Origin of the sequence: Rhizobium leguminosarum bv. viciae, assembly GCF_012276115.1 — a bacterium.
GTDB classification, from domain to species: domain Bacteria; phylum Pseudomonadota; class Alphaproteobacteria; order Rhizobiales; family Rhizobiaceae; genus Rhizobium; species Rhizobium leguminosarum_T.
In genome coordinates this window covers 108,194-131,912 of the sequence record NZ_WIEU01000002.1, presented here as the reverse complement: position 1 = coordinate 131,912, position 23,719 = coordinate 108,194, and the positions used below count along the sequence as shown (strand labels likewise).

Here is a 23,719-nt window from a genome sequence, read left to right as displayed (position 1 = left end):
TGAAGGCGGAGGAACCTATGACCACGAGGATCACGCAGTCCCAAGACCTCATGCCTTCGCCGGTCCTGAACCTCCGAGGCCTCCGCAAGACCTCCGGCGGCGTCGGAACTCTGAAGGGTGTCGACTTCGACCTGATGCCGGGCCAAATCCACGGGCTGTGCGGGGAAAACGGAGCCGGCAAATCGACCTTGGTCAAGATTCTCGGTGGCCTTGCCGCCCCGACGGAGGGAGAAATCACAGTCGACGGCGTCCCACTCAAGTTCGGCCGCCGAACCGACCCTCGGCTGATCTCGATCGTCCATCAAGAGCTATCGATCATTCCGGACCTCTCGGTGCTCGACAACGTTCTCCTCGGCGACCAATCTATCGGCGAGTTCCTCTTCCGGGGCCGTTACCGCGCTGCCATTCGTCGTCAGCTTGACGACATCGGGCTCTCCCACGTCGATCTCGATCAGCCAGCTCGCGAGCTTGGTCTCGCTGAGCAACAGCTGATCGAGATCGCACGGGGGTGTCACGCGGAGCCCGCATCCTCATCCTCGATGAACCGACCGCGACGCTGTCCGACAGCGAGATACGCCGCGTGTTCACGGCCGTCAGATGGCTGCGGGACCAAGGCTCGACGATCGTGTTCATCAGCCTACGCCGCCCAGGCCGTCGCTGACGTCCTCGACGGCAAGACGGTGGAGAAGACCCGCTTCCTGCCGCATGAGATCATTACGAAGGACAACGTAAAGGATTGCTACCCGGCCAACGGGAAGTGATCGACGCAGGCCCGGTGGCGGCGTCCGAGCCGCTACCACTCCCTCCGAGCTGACCTTTGAGGGAGAGCGATGAAGATGAAGGGAAAAGTCCATGCTCTTTGCGGTTCATTGCCTTGACCATGCGGATGGCCTGCCACGCCGCCTGGCGAACTACGACGCCCACAAGGCGTATCTCTCCGCGGGCGCGGTGAAGACCATAATCTCGGGACCGCTTGTCGCCGATGACGGCGAGACCATGATCGGTTCGCTCTTCGTCTTCGAGGCCGACAAGATCGACGACGTGATCGCGTTCAACAACGACGACCCGTTCGCCCACGCCAATGTCTGGCGGCAAGTGGACATCAACCCGTTCTTGAAGCGCGTCGACAATCGCTAGGAACGCAGGGAGGTCCGGTCCGATCGAGGCCGGAATTCGAGGAACCGACATGCAGTCTTTCGTCTATAACGGCCAGTCGGCCAGAGTGATTTTCGGATCAGGAACGTTGGCGCAGCTTCCCGCGGAAGTCGATCGTCTCGGGCTGAAGCGGGTCTTGGTACTGGCGACGCCGCCGCAGGCCGAGGATGCGGAGAATCTTTCCGCGCTTCTGGGCGCGCGTTCGGTCGGTGTCTATTCCCGAGCGACTATGCACACACCCGTGGACGTGACCGAGGACGCGATGAGGGTCGTGGCCGACAAGAGCGTCGACGGCCTGATCGCAGTCGGTGGCGGATCGACCACAGGGTTAGCCAAGGCGATCGCGCTGCGGACCGATCTGCCTCAGATCGTCGCCCCGACCACTTATGCCGGATCGGAAATGACCCCGATCCTTGGCGAGACCAAGGACGGGCAGAAGGTCACGCAGAGCAGCCCGAAGATTCTTCCGGAGGTCGTCATCTACGATGTGGACCTCACCCTCACCCTTCCCGTCGGCATGTCAGGTACCAGCGGCATGAATGCCGTCGCCCATGCGGTCGAGGCTCTCTACGCGAAGGAGCGGAATCCGGTCGTGTCGCTGATGGCGCTGGAGGCGATCCGGGCCTTGGCACGGTCGCTGCCGCTCATCCACGACGATCCAGCCGATTGCGACGCGCGGGCCGACGCGCTCTATGGCGCGTGGCTCTGCGGCATCTGTTTGGGTTCGGTCGGCATGGCCCTCCATCACAAGCTCTGCCACACGCTGGGCGGCTCGTTCGATTTGCCACATGCGGAGACCCACACCGTCGTCCTGCCGCACGCGCTCGCCTACAACGCGCCCGCCATCCCCGAGGTGATCGAAAAACTCCGGGACGTGCTTGGCCATCAGGACCCCGCTGCGGCGCTTTTCGAACTCGCGGGACGGATCGGCGCGCCGAGGTCTCTGAGAGAGATCGGCATGCCGGAACACGGTGTCGAGGTGGCGACCGAGCGCGCACTGGCCAACCCGTACTGGAACCCCCAACCATTGGAGCGCGACGGCATCCGCGCGCTCATCGCCCGCGCCTATGCGGGCGAGGCTCCGGCCATTTGATGGCGAGCAATTCGGGCCGAGGAGGATAGAAAATTGTCTGAGATGAGCAAAACCGAAAGGTCGAAGCCCAAGTATCCCTATTTCGAGGAAGAGACCTCGGTCGACGTCGTCAACGCGAGAATGGGGCCGGACGTCGATCCACGCCTGCGCGAGGTCATGTCCGTTCTGGTGAAGCACCTCCACGCGGCGATCAAGGAGATCGAGCCCACGCACGAGGAATGGCTCCAGGGGATCAAATTCCTCACCGAGGTCGGGCAGATGTGCTCGGATTGGCGTCAGGAGTTCATCCTACTTTCCGACACCCTCGGAGTCTCGATGCTGGTTGACTCCATCAACCATCGCCGCCCCAACGGTGCGACGGAGAACACGATCCTCGGGCCGTTCTATGTTCCAGCGGCTCCGCGCTACGCCAACGGGACCAATATTTGCCTGGACGGCAAGGGCGAGCCGATGGTCGTGCGCGGACATGTCGTCGACACCGATGGCAAGCCGATCGCCGGCGCTCTCGTCGACGTCTGGCAAACCAATGACGACGGCTTCTATGACGTGCAGCAAAAGGACGTGCAGCCCGACTGGAACCTCCGCGGCGTGTTCACCACGGAAAGCGACGGCTCTTACTGGTACCGGGCGGTCAAACCCCGCTACTACCCAATCCCCGACGATGGTCCGGTGGGCAAACTGCTGGGTCACCTGGGCAGACATCCCAACCGAGCCGCGCATATCCACTTCATCGTGAGCGCGCCGGGCTATGACCCGGTCATCACCCACATCTTCACGCCGGACTGCCAGTTCCTCGCGGAAGACTCGGTTTTTGGCGTCAAGGACTCTCTCATAGCGGACTTCCAAAAGGTGACCGATCCGGCACGGGCGTACGAACTCCGATTCGAAAGCCCCTTCTGGTCGGTCGACTGGGATTTCGTCCTCGCCGCGAAAAAAGACACCGCGAAAGAGAAATGACGATGCCGCAACTCACCTACGAACTTCCCGACACGGTCGTAGTGAGCGGAGCGTCGTCCGGCCTTGGCCATGAACTTTGCAGCCTTCTCGTTGAGGCGGGAGTGGCCACGGTCGGCGTCGATCTTGCAGGCGCTCAGGACGACCTCGCCGCGCTCGCGGGATACCATCACGTCGTGGGGGATGTCGCCGGAGAGGCGACCTGGGAGAAGGTCGTCGCCCGCCTGAGGTCTTCGGGCGCGAAACGCATCGGCCTCGTGACGTCTGCAGCCATCCTCGACGTCGGTACAATCCTGGAAGCCACACCTGCGATCATGTCCCGGGCGCTCAACGTCAACATCGTAGGCACTGCGCTGGCGATCAAATTTCTGCTGCCCCTGATGATCAAAGCCCATGACGGGACAATCGTGGCGGTGGCGAGCGTGAACGCCACTTTGGCGGAACAGCAACTCGGTATCTACAACGCCACGAAAGCGCCGGTGCGACAGTTAGCCCGGACGGTCGCGCTCGACCACTCGCGCTGCGGCGTCCGCGTCAACGTCCTCAGCCCGGGGCCTATGTTGGCCGGCCTCTTCAAACGCCACCTCGAATCCGCCACCGACAGCGACAAGTTCCTGGCAACCCGGTCGGCGCGCCAGCCGCGCGGCCGCATCCTAGAGGCCCGCGAAGTCGCGCAGGCGGCGATGTTCCTTTTGTCGAGCGGTTCGACGGCGGTTCTAGGCGCGGACCTCGTCGCGGACGGCGGGCTGACAGCGAGCTTTGATTTCCGAACCGGGGAGGAAGGCGCTTCGACCTGACGCGCCCCCGATATTCAACCAATCCAAGGGACTAGAGAAATGGAAACTGGACTGAAGGGTAAGATCGTCTTCATCACGGGTGCCGCCAACGGCATCGGCCGCGCGACCGCCGTGGCGTTCGCGCGCGAAGGCGCTACGTTGGGCCTCGTGGACATCGACGAGAAAGCCATGGCCGAGGTCAAGGCCGAAGTCGCCGCCGCGGGCGGAACGGCCCACACCGCAAAGGCGGACCTGTCCACCGGAGTTGGCGTATCGGCGGGCCTGGACGAGTTGCTCAAGGCGACGGGCGGCGCGGTAGACGTGCTCGTGAACAATGTCGGCTCGGGCGCGATCCGCACCTTCGACCAGCTGACCGACGAGGAATGGGAGAAAACCTTCTCCCTTAATTTCATGAGCTATGTCCGGGCTACGCGGAAGCTGCTTCCGATCCTCCGCGAGCGGAAGGGCGTAATCGTCAACAACGGTTCCGATCTCGCCCGTCAGCCCGAACCCGTGCCGATCGACTACTCGGCGTCGAAGGCCGCCGTTCTCGCCCTGACCAAGGGCCTCGCGCGCGCCGAGGGCAAGGCCGTGCGGGTCAACGCGGTCGCTCCGGGACCCATCTGGACCCCGTTCTGGACCAAGCCGGGCGGCTTCGCCGAGACGATGGGCGCGTTCCACAAGATGGAGCCGCAGGCGGCTGTCGAGCACGAAATGAAGCTGCGGCAGCTTCCCCTCGAACGCCTTGGGACGCCGGAGGAGGTCGCCAACGTGGTGGTCTTCCTCGCGTCCGACCTCGCCAGCTTCGTCACGTCGGCTGTTTGGGGCGTGGACGGCGGCAGCATCCGATCGATCTGATCCCATCTCATTGTATATGCATAGGCTACAATGTTGATCTCCGGGGCGTAATTTATCGCACCGGGGCTTCAGTATATAAAAAGGGCAATTCAAACGCATGCGGCGCGTGGCCGCCGGGAGTATGGCAATGACTGGGAAAAACGGCATCGAGTTGCTGGCGGCGTTCTTCACACTCGGAGGCGACGTCTATCCGTTCGGTCCGACCGAAATCAGTCCGGTCCCCTTCAAGGATCGCGTCGAGGCGGCCGCCAAGGTCGGCTACAAGGGCATGGGCCTGATCCACGCAGACGTTCAGGCGACGGCCGCCCAGATCGGTCTCAAGGAAATGAAGCGGATCGTCGACGACAACGACATCAAATACCTCGAGTACGAGTTCCTCTCCGGCTGGTGTCTCGACGGCGAGCGCCGGGCGAAGTCGGACGTCATGCGGACGGAGATGCTTGACGTGGCGCAGCGTCTCGGAGTCCGAAATCTCAAGATTGCTCCCGGCCTCGGAAGCGATCTCTACGCGCCGACCGAAGCAGAAATGACGCCCGACGTCGACCGCATGCGCGAGGCATTCGCCGGAGTGTGCCGCGATGCGGCCGAGTACGGTGTCAGGGTGGTCATGGAGATCATGCCATTCTCCAACGTCAGGACGCTGGAAGTGGCGCGCGCGATCGTGGAAGGGGCGGATCAGCCCAATGGCGGCTTGCTCATCGACATCTGGCACATGGCGCGCGGCGGCATCCCATACAAGGACATCGAGAAGATCCCGTCCAGGTTCATCGGTTCGATCGAGCTGGATGACGCCGACGCCGACGTGAAGGGCCTCCTCTGGGAAGACACCATCTACCATCGCCGCCTGCCCGGCGAAGGCGTGCTGAAACCCAAAGAGTTTATCCAAGCCGTCAAGAACGCCGGTTACGAAGGCCCGTGGGGCGTCGAGATCATCAGCGAGACTTACCGGAAGCTTCCGCTGGCCGAACAGGCCAAGCGTTCCTTCGAAACCACCGTGGCCCAGTTTAAGTAAAGAAAGAAGACATGATGAAATACCCCACCGAAAAGCGGATGCTATGGTTGTCCCAGGTCCGCAGCGTCCCCTATCGGCAGCGCGTGGAGCTTGCGGCCAAGAATGGCTTCGGTTGGCTTAGCACTTCTCCGATGGATTACAAGAATACGCGCGCGGGCGGGCTTTCGGACAAGGACATCCGTTCGATCGCCGCCGACAACGGCGTCCGGCTGAGCTACCTTGACCCGCTCACGAGCTGGGTCCCCGACGGACTGACCCCTGGCGAAGACCCCGACATCAAGCCCTACCTCGACACGACGCCGGACGACTTCTTCCGGATCGCCGAGGCCTTGCAGGTCGACCGCATCCACCTGATCGGCAGCTTTCCGGAGGGTCGTTACACCCTCGACGAGCTGACTGGCCACTACGCGGCGATGTGCGACCGCGCCGCCGAGAACGGACTCAAGTGCCTTATCGAGGCAATGCCGCTCTGGGGCCTGAAGACCGTGGAAGAGGTCTGGACGATCGTCAGGGACGCCGGCCGGGAAAACAGCGGCATCATCTTCGACACCTGGCACTATGTCCGCGGCGGCCGCAACGATGCGCTTCTCAAGGAAATCCCTGTCGGAACGTTTGACACCGTACAGATCGCCGATGGTCCCCTTGTCTGCCCGCCGGGGCGCTCGATGAAGCGGGACTGCCTCTCCTACCGGGTGCCGATCGGTCGGGGAGAAATCCCCAATCTTGAAATCCTCAAAATCCTCAAGGACGCCGGGCATATCGAAAGCGTCGGTCCCGAAATCTTCTCCGACGCGCTCGACAAGCTCGAAGGCGACGAGATCATGTCGCGCCTGATGCCGGGTTTCGAAGCCCTTCTCGAAGAACTCGACAAAGCATGAACCATTGTAGTCGGCGGCAGGATGTCCCTGCCGCAGGCCGCGTCTCCACGGAGGTCGCCTGCGATTTTTGCAGATTCCGGGAAAGTGTTTTCCGCGCCACCCACTTCCGATCGTTCGCGTGATTGCTACTGTCCGGCCTGGAGGGGTTTCGGCATCGTCTGCTCGATCGGCCGCCGACGTCAGCGGCCGCGGAATGTCGCCTATGCATCTGGAGGAACACCGTTTGCGAGCGCTAAGATTCCACAAAGCCAAAGACCTTCGAATTGAAGAGCGGCGGCGGGCTTGATCGCCAGCGGGAAATTCCCGGTCGAAAAGATCGTGACGGGCCGCGTGACGCTCGACGCCGCGGTAACCGAAGGATTCGAAGAACTCGCCAAGAAGGGAAACGACCACCTGAAAATTCTGATCAGGATGGCCGACGTTTCCCCCGCCGACCAGACATAGCAGTCGGGCGCTCAAACGACACATCACCGAGGAGGAAAAATATGGGTAGGCTTCAAGGCAAGGTGGCGATCGTCACCGGCGCGGCTCAAGGCATCGGGCGCGCCGTCGCCGAACTGTTTGCGGCGGAAGGCGCGCAGGTCATCGCTGGAGACGTCAAGAAGCAGCCAGCGGCTCTCGCAGGCATCGTGAACCAAGACCTGGATGTCTCCGACGAAGCCAATTGGAAGGCCGTCGTCGACTTCACACTCCAGGCTCATGGCCGGATCGACGTTCTCGTGAACAACGCGGGGATTGTCTTCAACTATGGGCAGATACTCGACACTAGCCTTGCCGATTGGAACAAGGTGATCGGCGTCAACCTGACCGGATCGTTCCTGGGCATGCAGGCAGTGCTGCCCGCGATGCGCAAGGCCCGCTCGGGGTCGATCGTCAATTTCTCCTCGATCTGGGGGAATGTGGGTGTTCCCGGTGCTGCGGCCTACAACGCCGCGAAGGGCGGCGTCCGCAACATGACCAAGAACGCCGCGGTGTCCTATGCGCCAGACAACGTTCGCGTGAATTCCGTCCATCCCGGGCTCATCCGCACTCCGCTGGTCACGGCCCAGTCCGAAGAGATGAACAACGGCATCATCAGCAACACGCCGATGGGTCGCATGGGAACGCCGGAAGAAGTGGCCCAAGGCTGCCTGTTCCTGGCGAGCGACGATTCCTCGTTCGTCACAGGAAGCGAGCTGGTCGTCGACGGCGGCTATCTCGCGCAGTAGTTCCGCGAACCCGAGGATACCGAAATGGACGTGATGAACAACCAGACCGAACCCACGATCGAGCACGGTGGCAGTTGCAATACCATTTCATGGTCCCCAAGGAGTCGGTGCGGGCGGTGACCGAGGGGTTGTATCTCGAATATGTCTCCGAGTTCGAGATCGCCGTGGCCCCGTCTGGAGCCGCATCGGCACAACACCCATGAGTATTACTACATGCTCAAGGGCAAGGCGCTTATGCGGATCGGGCACGAAAAGTGCGAAGTCGGACCTGGGGACTTGATCTACATCCCGAACGCCGTGCATTCGATCTCGCCCCTTGGGAACGAGCCGATGCGGCCCCTTGCATTCGCGGCGAGTTTCCTTTTCTTGCCCGCGCTTCTACCCGTAGGCGTGGTTCACCAAGAAACATGCTCGATGAATTTGCCGAACGCGCCCAAGTGGGCCGCGATTACATCTCGGATCCTTGATCTGTAAGCATGAAATACGAGCTGAGACCTGAGCGTTTAAGCGCGATCGGCTTCGAATGCACTTGGTTTGCGGCTGCCGACTTAGCCGTTTCGCGTCGCGCACCAGAACGACCGTACGGCAGACGCCTTTTTCCCACGGAACGCAAAACTGTTTCCCCCAAGCGCGTCTTTATCCCACTTCGCGACACTAGCATAACCGTGGCCGAGGGAAGAGGAGGAAAATATGTTCAATACCCTTAGACTAGCTTTCGCCACCAGCATTTCCATTTCTGCCGTTTTGATCGGAAGCGCCAGCTACGCCGAAACGATGAAGCTTGGTCTCTCGATGCCGACGCTCAATACACCGTTTTTCACGGTATTGGTGAACGCGGCGACCGAACAGTCCAAGTCGTCCGGCGGGGATGTGGTTCAGACGACCAACGCCAACCGCGACGCAAGCCAGCAGGTCACTGACTTCCGAAATCTGATTAACGCAGGGGCCAACGTCATCCTGGCCGGCGTGGTCGATCGTGCCGCTATCAAGCCCGCTCTGGACTACGCGAAAAGCAAGAATGTTCCCGTCGTCATCGTCGACGACAAGCCTGCGGCCGGTGACGTCTACGCAGTGGTGCGCGCCGACAATCTTGCCATGGGCGCGCGTGCCGCGGAAGCACTCGCGGCCGCGATGGCCGACAAGAACGCGACGGTTCTCAACATCACTGGCGGACTGACAACGACCAACGGCCGAGACCGCAAGAATGGTTTCGACGAGGCCTTCAAGAAAATCTCGACCGCAACGGTGATCGAGCAGACGGCCAACTGGGATGGCCCGCAGGCCGCCAATGTCGCCTCGACGGTGATGAGCGGCAATTCGGAAATCGCTGGCATCTATCTGGCGACGGACACACTCTACTATGATCCGGTTGCCGCCGCGTTGAAGTCTCGTGGCCGCCTCGCAAAGGTCGGCGAGGTTGGTCACATTGCAGTCGTCGCAATCGACGGCGGTGCGAGCGCTCTCAAAGCAATCCGCGACGGCTATCTGGATGCGACGGTTTCGCAGCCGGTCACCGATTATGCCAAGTACGGCGTCATGTATCTCCAGGACGCTCTGGACGGCAAGGAAATGAAGGAAGGTCCGACCGATCACAACAGCACCGTGGTCAAGGACGGTAAGTACTTCGTGGACAATCTGCAGTCTCCCGTCGTGACGAAGCAGAATGTCGACGACAAGGGCCTCTGGGGCAACGCCAAATAGTCACAACATTTGTCCTGGAGTGCTGAATATGCTGGAAAGCCCGTCGGAACAACTTGTCGCAATCGACAGCGCCGTAAAGCGTTTCGGAGGGACCGTTGCTCTGAACGGGCTTTCCATATCGATAAAAAAGGGGGAATCTCACGCCCTGATCGGTCGGAACGGTGCTGGCAAATCTACCCTGGTATCAATCCTGACCGGGTTGCGAGCGATCGATTCAGGGTCCTTTCTCCTGAATGGTGCCGCTCCCCCCGCGTTGAACGATCGAAACGCTTGGCGCGAGGCGGTGGCGTGCGTCTACCAGCACCGAACTCTCGTGCCGGATTTGACCGTGGCCGAGAATCTGTATCTCGGACGGTATCAGGGCAAACAGATGATCTCGTGGCGCGGCCTCAACCGCCAAGCGGCGGCCGCGCTCGAAAGCTGGGATATTCCGATCCTGCCTACCACTCCGGTCCGCGAATTGGGGGTGGGAGAGGCCCAGATGGTGGAAATCGCCCGCGCCCTTAGCCAGGGCTCAAGGTTCGTCATCCTGGACGAGCCGACCGCGCAGCTGATTTCCAGCGAGATCGACCATCTGATCGAGCGGGTGAACGAACTGCGCGCCAAGGGGATCACCTTCCTTTTCATCTCACACCACCTCGACGAGGTCCCGAAGGTTTGCGACGCGGTCACCGTGCTGCGAAACGGGCGCGACGTATTGCATGGCAACGCGAGCAAACTCACGACAGCCGAAATCGTTTCCGCGATGGTGGGCGACGAGGGGGCGGGCAAAGCACTCACCTCCAGTGAGAAAGTGTGCCGCCCAGCCTTGCCCACGAGCACGCCGGTGGTACTCGAAGCGAACCTGCGGCTTGATGCATGCGAGGACCCTCTCGGTCTCACGCTGCGGGCGGGCGAGGTCGTGGGTTTCGCCGGACACTCGGGGTCAGGCACCCGTCAAATCGCGCTTGCCCTCGCGGGCCATTATTCAAAATGGTCGGGTGCGATCAAATTGAACGGAAGGGAAATTCCGAAGCCCTGGAAACCGCCAACGGCGGTGAAAAATGGGGTCGCACTTCTACCGGAGGACCGGATAAAGACCGGCCTGGTCGGCGAAATGTCGATCGAAGACAATATGACTCTACCGAGCCTGAAGGCATTCACCAACCGCGTACTTTTGAACGGCAAGGCGCGTCGGAAGTTCGCGGAGGACAATCGGTCCGAGCTCGGCGTTGTCTGTCATTCCGTCAGACAAAATGTCGGTGAGCTGAGTGGCGGCAATCAGCAGAAGGTACTCCTGGGGTCCGCATTGAGCACGAACCCCAGCGTACTAATTCTCCTGCACCCGACCGCGGGCGTCGACATCGCGTCAAAGGCAACCATTCTCGACATCGTTGAGCAACGACGACGTCGAGGACTTGCAGTCATTCTCGTCAGTGACGAGCCAGAAGAACTCGCGTTCTGCGACCGAGTACAGGTCTGGGTTCGCGGCAAGAAAGTCGTCGAGAAAAGCGGAATGAACGAGGAAGAGCTCGTGTCCGCCATGGAAGGCTTTCACATATCTCGGGAGGAAAAATGACCCACACTCAAACAACGGGCGTCACCGGAACGGACCTCCGTTCCCGCCGGTTCCTCAGCGACCTGTTCCAACCTGAATGGGCGATCGTGCCGGTTCTGGCTGTCGTCATGATCGTAGGCACGCTTCTCAACAACGCGTTCCTCTCGTACGACAACTTTTACGGCGTAGTGCAGCAGGCCAGCGAACTTGGCGTGCTCACGATGGGACTTACCCTGGTTCTGATCGCCGGGAAGTTCGACTTGTCACTCGAGTCGACTTTCGGCCTTGCGCCGATGGTGGGCGTATACTGCCTCCTCGAAGCAGGTGGCTCGGGCCTCAATCTTGCGAATTCGCCGCTTCTGGCGCTCCTGGTGATCTTCGCCGTGGGTGCCATCATTGGCGCGTTCAATGGTTTGCTGGTGATCTACCTTCGGTTCAACGCCTTCATCGCAACCTTGGCGACGCTGATCCTCCTGCGCGGCATCAGCCTCGGATTGACTCGCGGCGAGACACTCTCCGACCTGCCTGTGCTCCTCACATTCCCAGGAGACTCCACGTTCCTGGGTGTGCCTGTCTCCTTCCTGCTTGCCTTGACCTTGCTCGCCGTTCTTACGGTCTTCCTGTCGCGGCACCGGGTTGGAAGAATGCTTTACGCCGTCGGTGGAAACCAGCAAGCAGCTCGGGTCGCCGGCATCCCGGTGGAGCGTGTCTTGATGGGAGTCTTCATCGTTGCGGGCATCCTTGCTGCGCTGGCAGGGTTGCTGCAGGCGGGCCGGATCGCGTCCATTCCTTCTTCGCTCGGGCAAAATCTGATCTTCAACGCATTTGCGGCCGCGGTCCTCGGTGGAGTCAGTCTCAACGGAGGGCGAGGCACGATCGCTGGTGCGTGTGGCGGTGTGCTGCTGCTTGTCCTCATTCAGGATGTTTTGGTTCTCTCCCAAGTACCCGCCTATTGGATCAACGCGACAACAGGCGGCATCATCCTGATCGCTTTATACATCAGTAAAATTAGTGGGGCGGATAAAGGCAACTGAAGAACTCCGCTGGTTCATTCAAGCTGGAAATGGCGGCCGATTGGCCGCCTTTCTATTTCACACCCTCCGCTGGTCGGAAGATGTGACCGTCCCTTCAATTATCGCGAGACGAGGTCGACGGTCCCAATACACACTACAGCAGCTATCGGATGATCAGCGTCGTCACGCCTTTAACTTCTTCGATGGCGGAGCGACTGCTCAGCTCTCGTCGCTGTGCTGTGGTAGGTGGCGGTGCTGCAGCGGTGCTGGACTCGCCCTTGTGGGCAGCGTCGGTTCTGGCTTTGAGATCGCGCAGGGTCTTCAACTCCAGTTCGCTTGGAGCCGGCGTGACATCCAGGTCCTCCGCGAACTTGACCTTCCAGCCGCAAGTCTCCTGCACCTTCTCTCTGGTCACACCGGGATGAAGCGACATGACGGTGAACTCCTTGGTCACCAGGTCGGGCCTCCAGATCGCTAGGTCTTTAATCAGCAGCGTGGATCCTTTGGTCGCGATGCCGAGGCGTTCGCGGTGATCGCCACCTTCGCGGTGTCCGAAGGAGGTGACGAAGTCGATTTTATCGACCATGCCGCGGGTCGACTGAGCCATGGTGATGTAGATTTCGCCGCACGAGCTTGCGATCTCGGGCGCTCCGCCGCCGGGCAGCCGGGTCTTCGGTTTTTCGTAGCCGCCGATGACGGTCGTGTTGATGTTGCCGAACTTATCGAACTGCGCCGCACCGAGGAAGCCAATCGTGATGCGGCCGCCCTGGAGCCAATAGCGAAACATCTCAGGGACCGAGACCGTCGTCACCGACGTCTTGCAAAGGTCGCCGTCGCCGATGGAGAGAGGCAGAACGGTGGGAGCCGTCCCGGATCGTACCGGATTCATAAATGAGCATGATGTCGGGAGCGTGGGTCAGCCGGGCGACGTTGCATGCCGCGGAAGGTGCTCCGATCCAGACGAAGCAGACGTCGGAATTGGACCGCGCCCTGGCGGCCGTGATGGTCATGATCTCGTTTGAGTGAATGGCCGGTTCATTTGGCGGACCTCAGATGTGCGACGCGTCGTTCGAAGTCTTCGCGCGTCGCCGACAGGACTTCGCCCTTGATTGCGCGATACCGCGGTGGCGCTTGCGATCGGCTCAGTTTCATTCCATCGACACCAGTATCTTCATCTTTCCGCCGCTTGGGTCGAGGAGTTCGCGGAAGCCCTTTTGCACGACGTCTTCCATCGCGATTTCGGCGTCGACGATCTTCTCGGCCGGATAGAGTCCTGTCCTCATCATCTCGAAGATTCTAGGCCAGATGGTCAGCGGGTAGTTCAGCGAGCCCCGCAGCGTGATGTCTCGCATCGTAAGGTCGAACGGGCTGATCTCGGCGGGGCCGCCCATCAAGCCCACCTGGACGACGGTGCCCTGTGCGCGCACCGCCTGGAGGCAGGCGTGCAGCGCGCGGGGATGGCCTGCGCATTCGATGGCGGCGTCAACCCCGACACCCTCTTCGGTGCCGTCCTTGATCGTGGACAGGAAGTCCGAGGAACCAGGATCGAGGATTGTGACATCGTTCGAGAGCGCCGCGATGCGCGCCCGACGGTTGGCGTTCGGCTCGCTCACAAAAATCCGGGTGACACCTGCGGCAATAGCGGCGAGAACCACCAGCGCCCCGATCGGGCCTGCGCCGGTGATAAGGAGCGTGCCACCAGGCTTCAAACCTGACCGATCAACGGCATGCACCGCGACCGCTGCGGGTTCGACAAGCGCGCCTTGCTGGTCGGTCACGTCGTCGGGCATGCGGATCGCATTGTATTCGTGGACGATGGCGCGCTTCGCCATGCCGCCCCATGGCCAATTAAGGCCGACGACTGAGGCCCTGGGCCCCAGGAAGGAGAGATTGCGGCTGCCAAAATAGTCTACTCTTGGACCGATCTGCGGCTGGATCGAGACGCGGTCTCCAGGCTTCAGCGTCTCGACGCCGGGGCCGACCGAGGTCACACGTCCCGCGAACTCATGCCCCAGGATTTGGGGCAGGATTGCCCCGCTATAGGCATTCGGCGTTCTTGGCGTGAAGATTGGGCCGGACTCATATTCATGCAGGTCGGTGCCGCAGATGCCGCAGAATGTCGGCTCGACGATGACCTGACCGTGCTGCGGTGTCTGGGGCTCCGGCGCGTCCTCGACGCGGACGTCATGCCTTCCGTAATAGCGCACTGCCTTCAAAGCGATCTCCTGTCGATTGCGACAGCCGCATGGCTTCGCGATCGTGACCTTCCTCGGCCGTCCTTTGCAGAAGGACAGCGACGTCGGGCTTTAATCCTGGGGGAGATCGTTCTTTCGCGAAAAAGGCAGATAGCCCACCTGGTCGAACCTCCCTCCGGCTCCCACTCCGGCGTTAGGCGAGATAATAGCTTTGCCGCAGGTGGCAAAAAGGGATCAAAGCGGAAAACACTTTCCCGCTCGCCGCGAAAATCGACGCGCGAAGTTGGCTTGCCGCGGACTATCCGTCTTGTCCATTTCCAGCCAACTGGCTGGATCGCAGAAACCTTGTCGATATAGGGGGCAATGTCTAGTCGAGTTCTCCCTGCCGCCCCTTTTCCGCGAGGAAGTCCACGACCGTCCTGACGCGTGGCAGCAGGTGTCGCGTTACGGGCCAGACGGCATAGACAGACACTGGGACATCTGCGATCTCATCGAGGACCGAGATCAACGCGCCTGTCTCTAGGTGAGCTCTCACGAGCGAACGAGGCATCTGGCACAGCCCCAAACCCGCCAACGTCGCCGCTACGATAGCCTCTCCGTCTCCGAACTGGTGCGACACGGGTGGCAAGTAGCGGATCGGGGCACCGTTGGAGTCTTTGATGCGCCAGCTCGCGGAGTTGTCTCGCCCAAATCCGCAAATGCAGTCGTGGCGCTGGAGGTCCGCCACGCTCTGAGGTGTTCCTCGTGTTTCCAGGTACGATGGCGCGGCGACCACAACGGATGGCTGCTCGGTGAGCTTCTTCGAAATCAGTCCGGTGCAGTCGCGTGTTTCGCCGAACCGAACCGTGAGATCGACACCCTCTTCGACGGGATCGACGATCTTGTCGGTGAACGAGAGCGACAGTGTCAAGCCCGCGTAGCGTCGCGAAAAGTCCAGCAGTAAGGGCATGAGAATCTGGCGACCGAACGCTGCAGGGGAGTCGATCCTCAACCTTCCGGATATGGCTTGGCTTTTCGACAGCAATGTGGTCTCCGCCGCCTCGATCTCGCCAAGCGCATGTCGAAGGCTCGCGAAATAGGCCTCTCCGTCCGGAGTGAGGCTCAAGCTCCTGGTGCTTCGATGGAGAAGCTTGATCCCGAGTCGCTCTTCCAGTTTCGTGACGCTTTTGCCGACTGCGGACTTCGTGATGCCCAATTTGGCGGCGGCTGCCGTGAAGCTGAGAGCTTCAGCGGAATGCACGAATGCGATGACTCCGTTCAACTGGTCGACCTGGGTCATTGTAAACCTTTGCTCCACACACTGGAGAGATATGAAGCCTTCTGTTCCCTGAGGGTTACATTATTCTACAGCGCACGCGCAAGCAAACCCCAAACATCGACAACCGCTTTCGCGCCAAACGCAAGATTGTGCGGGTCATGGATCGCCTAACCGAGATCGAAGTGTTCATTCAGATAGCGGAGCGCGGCAGCATCACCAAGGCTGCCGATGCGCTCGACATGTCGGTGTCGGCCACAAGCAGAAACCTGCAATCCCTCGAGGAACGCCTCAATGCCAGGCTGGTGCAGCGCACGACCCGGCAACTCAGCCTGACAAGCGAAGGGGAGCACTTCTACCAGCGGGGCAAGGAGCTCATCACCGGAATGCTCGACGCCGAAGCGAGCGTCAGCGCGGGAGCGATGAGCCCGAGCGGGCTGCTCCGCATCAGCGCCTCGCTATCATTTTGCCTTCTGCATCTCAGTCCTCTGATCCCTTCGTTTACTCAGCGATATCCGAAGGTGAGGGTCGAGGTCGTCGTCTCGAACCGCTACTACGATCTCATTGAAAACGGCGTCGACCTCGCGATCCGCACCCGCCGCGTGGAGGCGGACTCATCGATCACTATCCGTCGGCTCGCGGAGACACGGCGGTTGCTCGCGGCGTCGCCCGACTATCTGGCACGGCGCGGAGTGCCGACCAATCCAGGCGACCTCGCAAACCATGACCTGCTGCTCTATACGCTCGCCGACAACTGGAACCACCTGACCTTCCGGAAGAACGGTGAGGCTGTCACGATTCCGGTGGCTGGCCTCCTGAACTCCAATGACGGACAGATAATAAGAAAGGCCGCCTTGGACGGCCTCGGAATTTTGGCGCAGCCGACATATATCATCAACGAGGACCTTCAGTCCGGTCGACTTGTCCGCATCATGGATGATTGGGATTTGCCGCGCCTGACGATGAATATCGCGTATCCGACGCGGCATCATCTCCCAGCAAAGACCCGCCTCTTCATCGATTACCTCGTCAAAGAATTCAAGGAAAAGGACTACGAGGCGCTGTGGACCGCGTAGTCGCTTGGAAGTCCACTTTTTGATACCGAAAGATCAGCGAGCCGCACCAGTGTTCCGCGAGATTTCGCAATATTAGCAGCGCCTTGCCATAGCCAGTATTTAGAGAGGCGATACCGTCGAGTACCTTTCGTGGGATCAATTTCTATCTCGTAGTAGGCGTAGAAGTTCTGATTGAAGTATCGGCTGACATTGTCCTTATGTTTCTGCGAGGTCTTCGACAGAAGATCATTGATGATTCTGGCGATCTCTGAGGTTGTGAAGGAGGGCCGCTTCTCATCATCTGTCTCACTTCGTGAGAAGAGCCACAAGAATCGCGTCCTCGAGCTTCAGCCTTTTCTGCTGAGAAACGATCGACAACCATTTATGCAAATCAGGCTCGCCCAGGGGAACTCCCCCGACATCTCGTTCCACACTCGCCAAATATTCCGATAGACGGTGTTCGTTCTCCCAAACGATCGTTTTCAAGTCCTCAGCGATACGATCCAGCCCCATCCTTGGTGTTGTGCAGCGCTAGGTCGACGACCGTTATCGTTTCTGATTTGCTTTGTCGTTTTCCGCGGAACAGCTTGATCACTTCCGCCGTCACCTCCAAGGTAACTGGTCTGCCCGGCCTCATTTTATGCAGCGTGGCTTCAAACGAGCGGACAATCTCCATGTTGTGGCACGCCAGGGTTCCTTTTGGGCCACGAAAACCATTTCTGGGCCACTCCAGAGTTCCTTCTACAGACAAACACTCTTGACGCCTTCTCCTCTTTGAGAAATGCTAAGATGTCAGACCAATTCCAAACTCTGACTGCCTGATAAGAAAATGGGGAACCATGAAGGCAAATCGTAGCGACAGGCCGTTGATCCGGCCGCTTCCTGTCATGGACCGCGCGCGTCAGGTCACCGATGCGCTGGCGGATTATGTCGAGGAGGCGCGATTGAAGGCGGGCGACCGTTTGCCGGCCGAGCGCGAGCTGATGGCAGCCCTTGCCGTCGGCCGCTCGACCATTCGCGAGGCGATCCGCCACTTCCAGGCGCTCGGCGTCATCGAGACGCGCAAGGGCAGCGGCACCTATCTGCTGAAACCGGTTTCCAGGGCGACGATCCACATGCCGCTGTCGTTCGACACGGTTCATCTGCGCGACGTGCTGTTGCAGACGCTGGAGGTTCGCCGCGGAATTGAATGCGAGGCGGGCATGGTCGCGGCGCGGCGGCGCACCGAAAAGGACCTCGTCGTCATCGAGGAAAAGCTGGACGCGATGGAACGTGTGCACTTGGAGAAAGGCACCTCCGGGCCGGAGGATCTGGCCTTCCACCTCGCCGTCTACGACGCTACCCACAATCCGCTGTTTCGCCAGCTTCTCGAACAGATGCGCGAGACATTCGAGCGCTTCTGGGAGCATCCGTTCGACCGGCAGGATTTCGCGCGCCGGTCCTTTCCCTTTCACCGCACCCTTTTCGACGCGATCGCTGCCGGGGATCCCGAGGCGGCGCGCTGCGAAACATTGAAAATTCTCGATATCGTCGAGGAAGACATCAAGGAAATGTCCAAATGAGCAACGGCGCAGAACCGTTCGATCTTGCTTCCCTCATCACGGCTCATGACGAAGGCAACTTCGCAGACGCCGTCGTGCCGCCGATTTTCCAGACCTCGCTTTTCACCTTTTCCGATTACGACGACATGATCGCTTCCTACCGAGGCGAGAAGGTGCGGCCGATCTATACGCGCGGCCTGAACCCGACGGTGCGCGCCTTCGAGGAAATGCTCGCTAGGCTCGAAGGGGCGGAGGATGCGCTGGGATTTACCAGCGGCATGGCGGCGATCTCGTCGGCAGTCTTAAGCTTCGTCGAACCGGGCGACCGCATCGTCGCCGTCAAGCATGTCTATCCCGATGCCTTCCGCCTGTTCGGCACCATCCTGAAGCGGATGAAGATCGAGGTGACCTATGTCGATGGCCGCGACGAGGAAGCGGTCGCCAAGGCGCTGCCCGGCGCCAAGCTCTTCTACATGGAAAGCCCGACGAGCTGGGTGATGGAGGCCCATGACGTCGGCGCGCTCGCCGCACTCGCCAGACAATGCGGCGTCGTCTCGATGATCGATAACAGCTGGGCGAGCCCGTTCTTCCAGCGGCCGCTGACGCTCGGCGTCGACCTCGTCATCCATTCGGCCTCGAAATATCTCGGCGGCCACAGCGATGTGGTGGCGGGCATCATCGCCGGCTCGAACGCGATGATCGCGCGCGTCAAGGCCGAGGCCTATCCCTATCTTGGCGGCAAGCTTTCGCCGTTCGACGCCTGGCTCCTGATCCGCGGGTTGCGCACTCTGCCGCTGCGCATGAGAGCCCACGAGACATCGGCGCTTGAAATCGCCAGGCGCCTGCAGAAGCTCGACGTGGTGGAGACGGTCTGCCATCCGGGGCTCGCCAACCGTCTGCCCACCGGCCTCAACGGCACCTCGGGCCTGTTTTCCTTCATATTCCGCGAAGGCGTCGATATCCGCGCCTTCGCCGATCACCTCAAGCTCTTCAAACTGGGTGTGAGCTGGGGTGGACATGAAAGCCTGATCGTACCGGGCGAGGTGGTGCTCCAGCAGAAGGCGCAGCCGAATTCCGCACATGCCTTCGGCATCCATGCGCGATCCGTACGTCTCCATGTCGGCCTCGAAGGAACCGAGGCTCTGTGGAGAGATATCGAGGAGGCGCTCGCCGCCGCCTCACAATCCTGAAACCCGAGAGAGACCTAACAAGGGGGAACTGAGCCATGAAAAAACTAATAATCTCGACGCTCTTTGCTTCGATGATGGCGGGCACGGCCTTTGCCGATACGACGCTGAAGCTTGTCGAAGTCATCACCAGCCCGGAGCGCACCGAAACGCTGAAATCGATCGTCGGCAAATTCGAAGCCGCCAATCCCGGCACCAAGGTCGACATCATCTCGCTGCCCTGGAACGAAGCGTTCCAGAAGTTCGCGACCATGGTGTCTGCCGGCGACGTGCCCGATGTGATGGAAATGCCCGATACCTGGCTGTCGCTCTATGCCAATAACGGCATGCTCGAGAGCCTGGAGCCCTACCTCGAAAAGTGGGAGCACACCAAGGAACTGACGCCGCGCGCGCTCGAACTCGGCCGCGACGTCAAGAACACCGCCTATATGCTGCCCTACGGCTTCTACCTCAGGGCGATGTTCTACAACAAGAAGCTGCTTGCCGAAGCCGGCGTCGCCGCGCCGCCGAAGACGATGGAAGAATTTACTGCCGCTTCGGAAAAGGTTTCCAAACTGCCCGGCAAATACGGCTACTGCATGCGCGGCGGACCGGGCGGCCTCAACGGCTGGATGATCTTCGCCGCCTCGATGGCCGGCTCGAACAAGTATTTCAACGACGACGGGACCTCGACGATGAACAGCCCGGGCTGGGCCAAGGGCATCGAATGGATGGTCGATCTCTACAAGAAAGGCTATGCGCCGAAGGACAGCGTCAACTGGGGCTTCAACGAAGTCGTCGCCGGCTTCTATTCCGGCACCTGCGCCTTCCTCGACCAGGACCCGGACGCGCTGATCGCCATCGCCGAGCGGATGAACAAGGACGATTTCGGCGTCATGCCGCTGCCGAAGGGGCCTGACGGCAAGTCCTTCCCCACGATCGGCTATGGCGGCTGGTCGATGTTCACGACCAGCGGCAACAAGGATCTCTCCTGGAAGCTGATCGCCACCCTCGAAGGGCCGGAAGGCAATATCGAGTGGAACAAGCGGATCGGTGCCCTGCCGGCCTATACGGCGGCCGAGAAGGATCCCTTCTATGCCGGTGACCAGTTCAAGGGCTGGTTCGAGGAACTGGCGGACCCGAACACGGTACCAACAGTCATGCCGACCTACCTCGAGGAATTCGCCTTCTTCAAGGATTCGCTGGCGATCAAGACCTCGCAGCAGGCATTGCTCGGCGATATCTCGGCGAAGGATCTGGCCGACCAATGGGCCGAATACCTCACCAAGGCGCAGCAGAAGTTCCTCGCCAAGAAATAAGCGACGGATCGACGGCCGCGGCCTCAACACAGGCCGCCGCCGCTTTTTTGATGACACAGACGGCGCATGAACGCCGCGAACGGGAACTTCTGGCTGATGACCATTTCCGCCGATACGCTCGACATGCGTCGCGACCGCAGGCCGTGGCTGCGTCGCGTTGCCGATGCTTCGGAGCCCTATCTCTACAGCGCGCCGTCGCTGATCCTGATCATTGCGGTGATGCTGGTGCCGTTGACCGTCGGCATCTCCTACGCCTTCCGCGATATCCAGCTGCTCAATCCGTTTTCCGGCGGCTTCATCGGGCTCGATCATTTCCGCGAGCTTGCCGGCGATGCCGCTTTCTACGGCGCGCTGAGGAACACGCTGTGGTGGACGGGCGCCTCCGTCGTCCTGCAATTCGTCTTCGGGCTGATCCTGGCGCTGCTGCTCGACAAGCCGTTTAAGGGCAGGGCAATCGCGCAGGCGCTGGTCTTCCTGCCCTGGGCCGTGCCGTCTTTCCTCGCTGGCCTCAACTGGGCCTGGCTGTTTAATCCCGTCATCGGGCCGATCCCGCACTGGCTCTTCGCCCTCGGGCTGATGCATGAGCCGGGCAATATCCTCTCCGATCCCAATTATGCGATGTGGGGGCCGATCATTGCCAATGTCTGGTGGGGCATTCCATTTTTCGCCATCACCCTGCTTGCGGCGCTGCAGGCGATCCCACGCGATCTCTATGAGGCGGCATCGATCGACGGCGCCGGTTGGTTCCAGCGTTTCCGCTCGATCACCCTGCCGTTTCTGGCGCCAACCATCGCCATCACGGTCCTGCTGCGCACCGTGTGGATTTCGAACTTCGCCGATCTCATCGTCGTCATGACCAGTGGCGGGCCGGCCGACCGGACACAGATCGTCGCCAGCTATATCTTCACGACGGCCTTCCGGCGGCTCGATTTCGGTTATGCTTCGGCGATCGCGCTGGTGCTGCTCGTGCTGCTGCTTGCCTATTCGATGCTGATCATCCTGCTCCGGCAGACGCTGCTGAACAAGGATTGAGATCATGAGACGATCCGTCATTCCGACCATTGCACACCGTCTGGCGATCCTCTGCTACATCGCCTTTTCGCTCTTTCCACTGTTCTGGCTGCTCAAGGTGTCGGTGACGCCGAACGACCTGCTCTATAGCGAGGGCGTGCGCATGTGGCCGTCGCGCACGACATGGGATCATTATGCCTTCGTGCTGCGGCACAGCGCCTTTCCGACCTTCTTCAAGAACAGTCTGATCGTCTCGGCCGCGACGGCCGTCACCGTGACGATCTGCGCCTCGCTGTCCGGCTACGCGCTGTCGCGCTTCAATTTTCGGGCAAAATACTGGATCGTCGCCCTGATGCTGCTGACCCAGATGTTCCCGCTGGTCATGCTGGTCGCGCCGATCTTCAAGATCCTGTCGCCGCTGCATCTGACCAACAGCCTGACCGGGCTCGTCATCGTCTACACCGCCTTCAACGTGCCTTTCGCCACCTTCCTGATGCAGTCCTTCTTCGACGGCATCCCGAGGGATCTCGAAGAGGCGGCGAAGATCGACGGGGCGACGCAGTTCACGGCGTTTCGCCAGATCATCCTGCCGCTGACGCTGCCGGGGATCGCCGCCACCCTCGGTTTCGTCTTCACTGCCGCCTGGAGCGAGCTGCTCTTCGCGCTGATGCTGATCAACGGCAATGACGCGGCGACCTTCCCGGTCGGACTTCTCACCTTCGTTTCGAAATTCTCGGTGGATTTCGGGCAGATGATGGCGGCGGGCGTCATGGCGCTCATTCCGGCCGGCCTCTTCTTCCTCCTCATCCAGCGCTATCTCGTCCAGGGCCTGACGGCCGGCGCGGTCAAGGGTTAAACAAATGGCATCGATCGATATCCGGAATATCCACAAAGCCTATGGCCATGTGCAGGTGCTGCATGGCGTCAACCTGGAAATCCAGGACGGCGAATTCGTCGTGCTCGTCGGTCCGTCCGGCTGCGGCAAGTCCACGCTGCTGCGGATGATCGCCGGGCTGGAGGAGGTCACATCAGGCGAGATCCGCATCGCCGGCGTCAGGGTGAACGAGCTGCATCCGAGGGATCGCGACATCGCCATGGTGTTCCAGTCCTATGCGCTCTATCCGCATATGAACGTCGCCGGCAATATGAGCTACAGCCTCAGGCTGCGGAAGGTGGCGAAGGAGAAAATCGCCAGTGCGGTGGCGGCCGCCGCCGCCAAGCTCGGTCTCGACCCGCTGCTCGAACGCAGGCCGAAGGCGCTTTCCGGCGGCCAGCGCCAGCGCGTCGCCATGGGCCGCGCCATCGTGCGCCAGCCGAAGGCCTTCCTGTTCGACGAACCGCTGTCCAACCTCGATGCGCGCCTGCGCGAACAGATGCGCGCCGAAATCAAGAAACTGCATGGCGAGCTGAAGGCGACCTCGATCTACGTGACCCACGACCAGATCGAGGCAATGACGCTGGCGGACCGGATCGTCGCCATGCATGGCGGGGTGGTCCAGCAGGTCGGCAGTCCACTGGAACTCTACGACCGCCCCGCCAATCTCTTCGTTGCCGGCTTCATCGGCTCGCCGGGGATGAATTTCCTCGAGGCCACTTATGATGCCGGCGGCGTGAAGCTGAAGGACGGCACGATCGTGTCGCTTGCAAAGCCTCTGCCGCTTTCAGATGGCGCAAAGGTGACGCTCGGCATCCGGCCGGAGCATGTGCTGATGAGCGACGGTGGGGCGGGGCTTGCCGCGGATGTGGAACTCGTCGAGCCCACGGGCTTCGGCATCATCTTGCATCTTGCCCTGCATGGTCTGCCGTTCAAGATCTTCACGCTGAACCGCGACGCGCTGAAGGCAGGGCCGAAGGTCAATGTGGCCTTCCCCGCCCAATATCTGCACGTGTTCGATGCAGAAGGAAAACGCGTCGATTGAATGGTCGAAGGCCGGTAGCCTCACGCTATCGGTTTCGGCATAGTGTCTCCGGCAGGGGCGGGGGAGGCAGAAC

Annotated in this window: 23 protein-coding genes and 1 pseudogene; 21 read left to right on the top strand and 3 right to left on the bottom strand. The window is 60.8% G+C overall.

Annotated features, from left to right (window positions below; all coding sequences use genetic code 11):
* Positions 1–17: 17 nt before the first annotated feature.
* The 14 genes from GFM02_RS03895 to GFM02_RS03830 all read left to right on the top strand — a co-directional run bounded on the left by GFM02_RS03895 (position 18) and on the right by GFM02_RS03830 (position 12,206).
* The gene (locus GFM02_RS03895) at positions 18–761 is read left to right on the top strand and encodes an ATP-binding cassette domain-containing protein (RefSeq protein WP_205930174.1); all 744 of its coding nucleotides are present in this window, start codon (positions 18–20) and stop codon (positions 759–761) included.
* 91 nt (positions 762–852) lie between these two features.
* Positions 853–1,137, top strand: coding sequence for a YciI family protein (locus GFM02_RS03890; protein WP_130674048.1), 285 nt, complete (start codon positions 853–855; stop codon positions 1,135–1,137).
* Between the two features lie 49 nt (positions 1,138–1,186).
* The gene (locus GFM02_RS03885; RefSeq protein WP_168320867.1) at positions 1,187–2,248 is read left to right on the top strand and encodes a maleylacetate reductase; all 1,062 of its coding nucleotides are present in this window, start codon (positions 1,187–1,189) and stop codon (positions 2,246–2,248) included.
* A 42-nt stretch (positions 2,249–2,290) separates the two neighbouring features.
* Positions 2,291–3,205, top strand: a complete 915-nt coding sequence (locus tag GFM02_RS03880; RefSeq protein ID WP_168320866.1) for an intradiol ring-cleavage dioxygenase — start codon at positions 2,291–2,293, stop codon at positions 3,203–3,205.
* A 2-nt stretch (positions 3,206–3,207) separates the two neighbouring features.
* Positions 3,208–3,999 carry an SDR family NAD(P)-dependent oxidoreductase gene (locus GFM02_RS03875; protein WP_168320865.1) on the top strand — a complete coding sequence of 264 codons (792 nt, stop codon included), beginning with the start codon at positions 3,208–3,210 and terminating at the stop codon, positions 3,997–3,999.
* Positions 4,000–4,038: 39 nt separating this feature from the next.
* On the top strand, positions 4,039–4,836 hold the full coding sequence (locus GFM02_RS03870) for an SDR family NAD(P)-dependent oxidoreductase (RefSeq protein ID WP_105009398.1): 798 nt from the start codon (positions 4,039–4,041) through the stop codon (positions 4,834–4,836).
* 97 nt (positions 4,837–4,933) lie between these two features.
* Positions 4,934–5,848 carry a sugar phosphate isomerase/epimerase family protein gene (locus GFM02_RS03865; RefSeq protein ID WP_246792058.1) on the top strand — a complete coding sequence of 305 codons (915 nt, stop codon included), beginning with the start codon at positions 4,934–4,936 and terminating at the stop codon, positions 5,846–5,848.
* An 11-nt stretch (positions 5,849–5,859) separates the two neighbouring features.
* The gene (locus tag GFM02_RS03860) at positions 5,860–6,726 is read left to right on the top strand and encodes a sugar phosphate isomerase/epimerase family protein (RefSeq protein ID WP_168320864.1); all 867 of its coding nucleotides are present in this window, start codon (positions 5,860–5,862) and stop codon (positions 6,724–6,726) included.
* Positions 6,727–7,008: 282 nt separating this feature from the next.
* Positions 7,009–7,170, top strand: coding sequence for a hypothetical protein (locus GFM02_RS03855; RefSeq protein ID WP_168320863.1), 162 nt, complete (start codon positions 7,009–7,011; stop codon positions 7,168–7,170).
* 41 nt (positions 7,171–7,211) lie between these two features.
* Positions 7,212–7,934, top strand: a complete 723-nt coding sequence (locus GFM02_RS03850; RefSeq protein ID WP_168320862.1) for an SDR family NAD(P)-dependent oxidoreductase — start codon at positions 7,212–7,214, stop codon at positions 7,932–7,934.
* Between the two features lie 141 nt (positions 7,935–8,075).
* Positions 8,076–8,408, top strand: a complete 333-nt coding sequence (locus GFM02_RS35680) for a cupin domain-containing protein (protein WP_168320861.1) — start codon at positions 8,076–8,078, stop codon at positions 8,406–8,408.
* A 216-nt stretch (positions 8,409–8,624) separates the two neighbouring features.
* Entirely contained in the window at positions 8,625–9,635 is a 1,011-nt protein-coding gene (locus tag GFM02_RS03840; protein ID WP_168320860.1) for a sugar ABC transporter substrate-binding protein, read from the top strand.
* Positions 9,636–9,663: 28 nt separating this feature from the next.
* Positions 9,664–11,193, top strand: coding sequence for a sugar ABC transporter ATP-binding protein (locus GFM02_RS03835; RefSeq protein ID WP_168320859.1), 1,530 nt, complete (start codon positions 9,664–9,666; stop codon positions 11,191–11,193).
* Positions 11,190–12,206 carry an ABC transporter permease gene (locus tag GFM02_RS03830; RefSeq protein ID WP_168320858.1) on the top strand — a complete coding sequence of 339 codons (1,017 nt, stop codon included), beginning with the start codon at positions 11,190–11,192 and terminating at the stop codon, positions 12,204–12,206. The genes GFM02_RS03835 and GFM02_RS03830 overlap by 4 nt, the downstream gene beginning before the upstream one ends.
* 235 nt (positions 12,207–12,441) lie before the next feature.
* On the opposite strand, the pseudogene GFM02_RS03825 reads toward GFM02_RS03830, so the two are convergent.
* The 3 genes and pseudogenes from GFM02_RS03825 to GFM02_RS03815 form a co-directional block, all read right to left on the bottom strand.
* A pseudogene (locus tag GFM02_RS03825) lies at positions 12,442–13,195 on the bottom strand (CoA-transferase subunit beta); the annotation flags it as partial.
* A gap of 138 nt (positions 13,196–13,333) precedes the next feature.
* Positions 13,334–14,392 carry a zinc-binding dehydrogenase gene (locus GFM02_RS03820; protein WP_348643950.1) on the bottom strand — a complete coding sequence of 353 codons (1,059 nt, stop codon included), beginning with the start codon at positions 14,390–14,392 and terminating at the stop codon, positions 13,334–13,336.
* A gap of 355 nt (positions 14,393–14,747) precedes the next feature.
* Positions 14,748–15,659 (bottom strand): LysR family transcriptional regulator, encoded by a 912-nt coding sequence (locus GFM02_RS03815; protein WP_168320856.1) that lies wholly within the window; start codon positions 15,657–15,659, stop codon positions 14,748–14,750.
* A 137-nt stretch (positions 15,660–15,796) separates the two neighbouring features.
* On the opposite strand from GFM02_RS03815, the gene GFM02_RS03810 reads away from it, so the two are divergent.
* From GFM02_RS03810 to GFM02_RS03780, 7 genes are all read left to right on the top strand, one after another.
* Complete coding sequence (locus GFM02_RS03810) at positions 15,797–16,711, top strand: LysR family transcriptional regulator (RefSeq protein ID WP_168321102.1); 915 nt, start codon at positions 15,797–15,799, stop codon at positions 16,709–16,711.
* Between the two features lie 818 nt (positions 16,712–17,529).
* Positions 17,530–18,252, top strand: a complete 723-nt coding sequence (locus tag GFM02_RS03805; RefSeq protein WP_168320855.1) for a FadR/GntR family transcriptional regulator — start codon at positions 17,530–17,532, stop codon at positions 18,250–18,252.
* The gene (locus GFM02_RS03800; RefSeq protein WP_168320854.1) at positions 18,249–19,421 is read left to right on the top strand and encodes a PLP-dependent transferase; all 1,173 of its coding nucleotides are present in this window, start codon (positions 18,249–18,251) and stop codon (positions 19,419–19,421) included. The genes GFM02_RS03805 and GFM02_RS03800 overlap by 4 nt, the downstream gene beginning before the upstream one ends.
* Positions 19,422–19,456: 35 nt before the next feature.
* Complete coding sequence (locus GFM02_RS03795) at positions 19,457–20,716, top strand: ABC transporter substrate-binding protein (protein WP_168320853.1); 1,260 nt, start codon at positions 19,457–19,459, stop codon at positions 20,714–20,716.
* Positions 20,717–20,812: 96 nt separating this feature from the next.
* Positions 20,813–21,748 carry a carbohydrate ABC transporter permease gene (locus GFM02_RS03790; RefSeq protein WP_168266428.1) on the top strand — a complete coding sequence of 312 codons (936 nt, stop codon included), beginning with the start codon at positions 20,813–20,815 and terminating at the stop codon, positions 21,746–21,748.
* A 4-nt stretch (positions 21,749–21,752) separates the two neighbouring features.
* On the top strand, positions 21,753–22,583 hold the full coding sequence (locus tag GFM02_RS03785; RefSeq protein WP_168320852.1) for a carbohydrate ABC transporter permease: 831 nt from the start codon (positions 21,753–21,755) through the stop codon (positions 22,581–22,583).
* A gap of 4 nt (positions 22,584–22,587) precedes the next feature.
* Positions 22,588–23,646 (top strand): ABC transporter ATP-binding protein, encoded by a 1,059-nt coding sequence (locus GFM02_RS03780; RefSeq protein WP_168320851.1) that lies wholly within the window; start codon positions 22,588–22,590, stop codon positions 23,644–23,646.
* The last annotated feature ends 73 nt before the right edge of the window (positions 23,647–23,719 follow it).

What these genes read in the sequence shown, in the direction of transcription:
- GFM02_RS03895 (WP_205930174.1), top strand. Translation starts at nt 18, where the DNA reads ATGACCACGAGGATCACGCAGTCCCAAGACCTCATGCCTTCGCCGGTC.
- GFM02_RS03890 (WP_130674048.1), top strand. Translation starts at nt 853, where the DNA reads ATGCTCTTTGCGGTTCATTGCCTTGACCATGCGGATGGCCTGCCACGC.
- GFM02_RS03885 (WP_168320867.1), top strand. Translation starts at nt 1,187, where the DNA reads ATGCAGTCTTTCGTCTATAACGGCCAGTCGGCCAGAGTGATTTTCGGA.
- GFM02_RS03880 (WP_168320866.1), top strand. Translation starts at nt 2,291, where the DNA reads ATGAGCAAAACCGAAAGGTCGAAGCCCAAGTATCCCTATTTCGAGGAA.
- GFM02_RS03875 (WP_168320865.1), top strand. Translation starts at nt 3,208, where the DNA reads ATGCCGCAACTCACCTACGAACTTCCCGACACGGTCGTAGTGAGCGGA.
- GFM02_RS03870 (WP_105009398.1), top strand. Translation starts at nt 4,039, where the DNA reads ATGGAAACTGGACTGAAGGGTAAGATCGTCTTCATCACGGGTGCCGCC.
- GFM02_RS03865 (WP_246792058.1), top strand. Translation starts at nt 4,934, where the DNA reads ATGCGGCGCGTGGCCGCCGGGAGTATGGCAATGACTGGGAAAAACGGC.
- GFM02_RS03860 (WP_168320864.1), top strand. Translation starts at nt 5,860, where the DNA reads ATGATGAAATACCCCACCGAAAAGCGGATGCTATGGTTGTCCCAGGTC.
- GFM02_RS03850 (WP_168320862.1), top strand. Translation starts at nt 7,212, where the DNA reads ATGGGTAGGCTTCAAGGCAAGGTGGCGATCGTCACCGGCGCGGCTCAA.
- GFM02_RS35680 (WP_168320861.1), top strand. Translation starts at nt 8,076, where the DNA reads ATGTCTCCGAGTTCGAGATCGCCGTGGCCCCGTCTGGAGCCGCATCGG.
- GFM02_RS03840 (WP_168320860.1), top strand. Translation starts at nt 8,625, where the DNA reads ATGTTCAATACCCTTAGACTAGCTTTCGCCACCAGCATTTCCATTTCT.
- GFM02_RS03835 (WP_168320859.1), top strand. Translation starts at nt 9,664, where the DNA reads ATGCTGGAAAGCCCGTCGGAACAACTTGTCGCAATCGACAGCGCCGTA.
- GFM02_RS03830 (WP_168320858.1), top strand. Translation starts at nt 11,190, where the DNA reads ATGACCCACACTCAAACAACGGGCGTCACCGGAACGGACCTCCGTTCC.
- GFM02_RS03815 (WP_168320856.1), bottom strand. Translation starts at nt 15,659, where the DNA reads ATGACCCAGGTCGACCAGTTGAACGGAGTCATCGCATTCGTGCATTCC.
- GFM02_RS03810 (WP_168321102.1), top strand. Translation starts at nt 15,797, where the DNA reads ATGGATCGCCTAACCGAGATCGAAGTGTTCATTCAGATAGCGGAGCGC.
- GFM02_RS03805 (WP_168320855.1), top strand. Translation starts at nt 17,530, where the DNA reads ATGAAGGCAAATCGTAGCGACAGGCCGTTGATCCGGCCGCTTCCTGTC.
- GFM02_RS03800 (WP_168320854.1), top strand. Translation starts at nt 18,249, where the DNA reads ATGAGCAACGGCGCAGAACCGTTCGATCTTGCTTCCCTCATCACGGCT.
- GFM02_RS03795 (WP_168320853.1), top strand. Translation starts at nt 19,457, where the DNA reads ATGAAAAAACTAATAATCTCGACGCTCTTTGCTTCGATGATGGCGGGC.
- GFM02_RS03790 (WP_168266428.1), top strand. Translation starts at nt 20,813, where the DNA reads ATGACCATTTCCGCCGATACGCTCGACATGCGTCGCGACCGCAGGCCG.
- GFM02_RS03785 (WP_168320852.1), top strand. Translation starts at nt 21,753, where the DNA reads ATGAGACGATCCGTCATTCCGACCATTGCACACCGTCTGGCGATCCTC.
- GFM02_RS03780 (WP_168320851.1), top strand. Translation starts at nt 22,588, where the DNA reads ATGGCATCGATCGATATCCGGAATATCCACAAAGCCTATGGCCATGTG.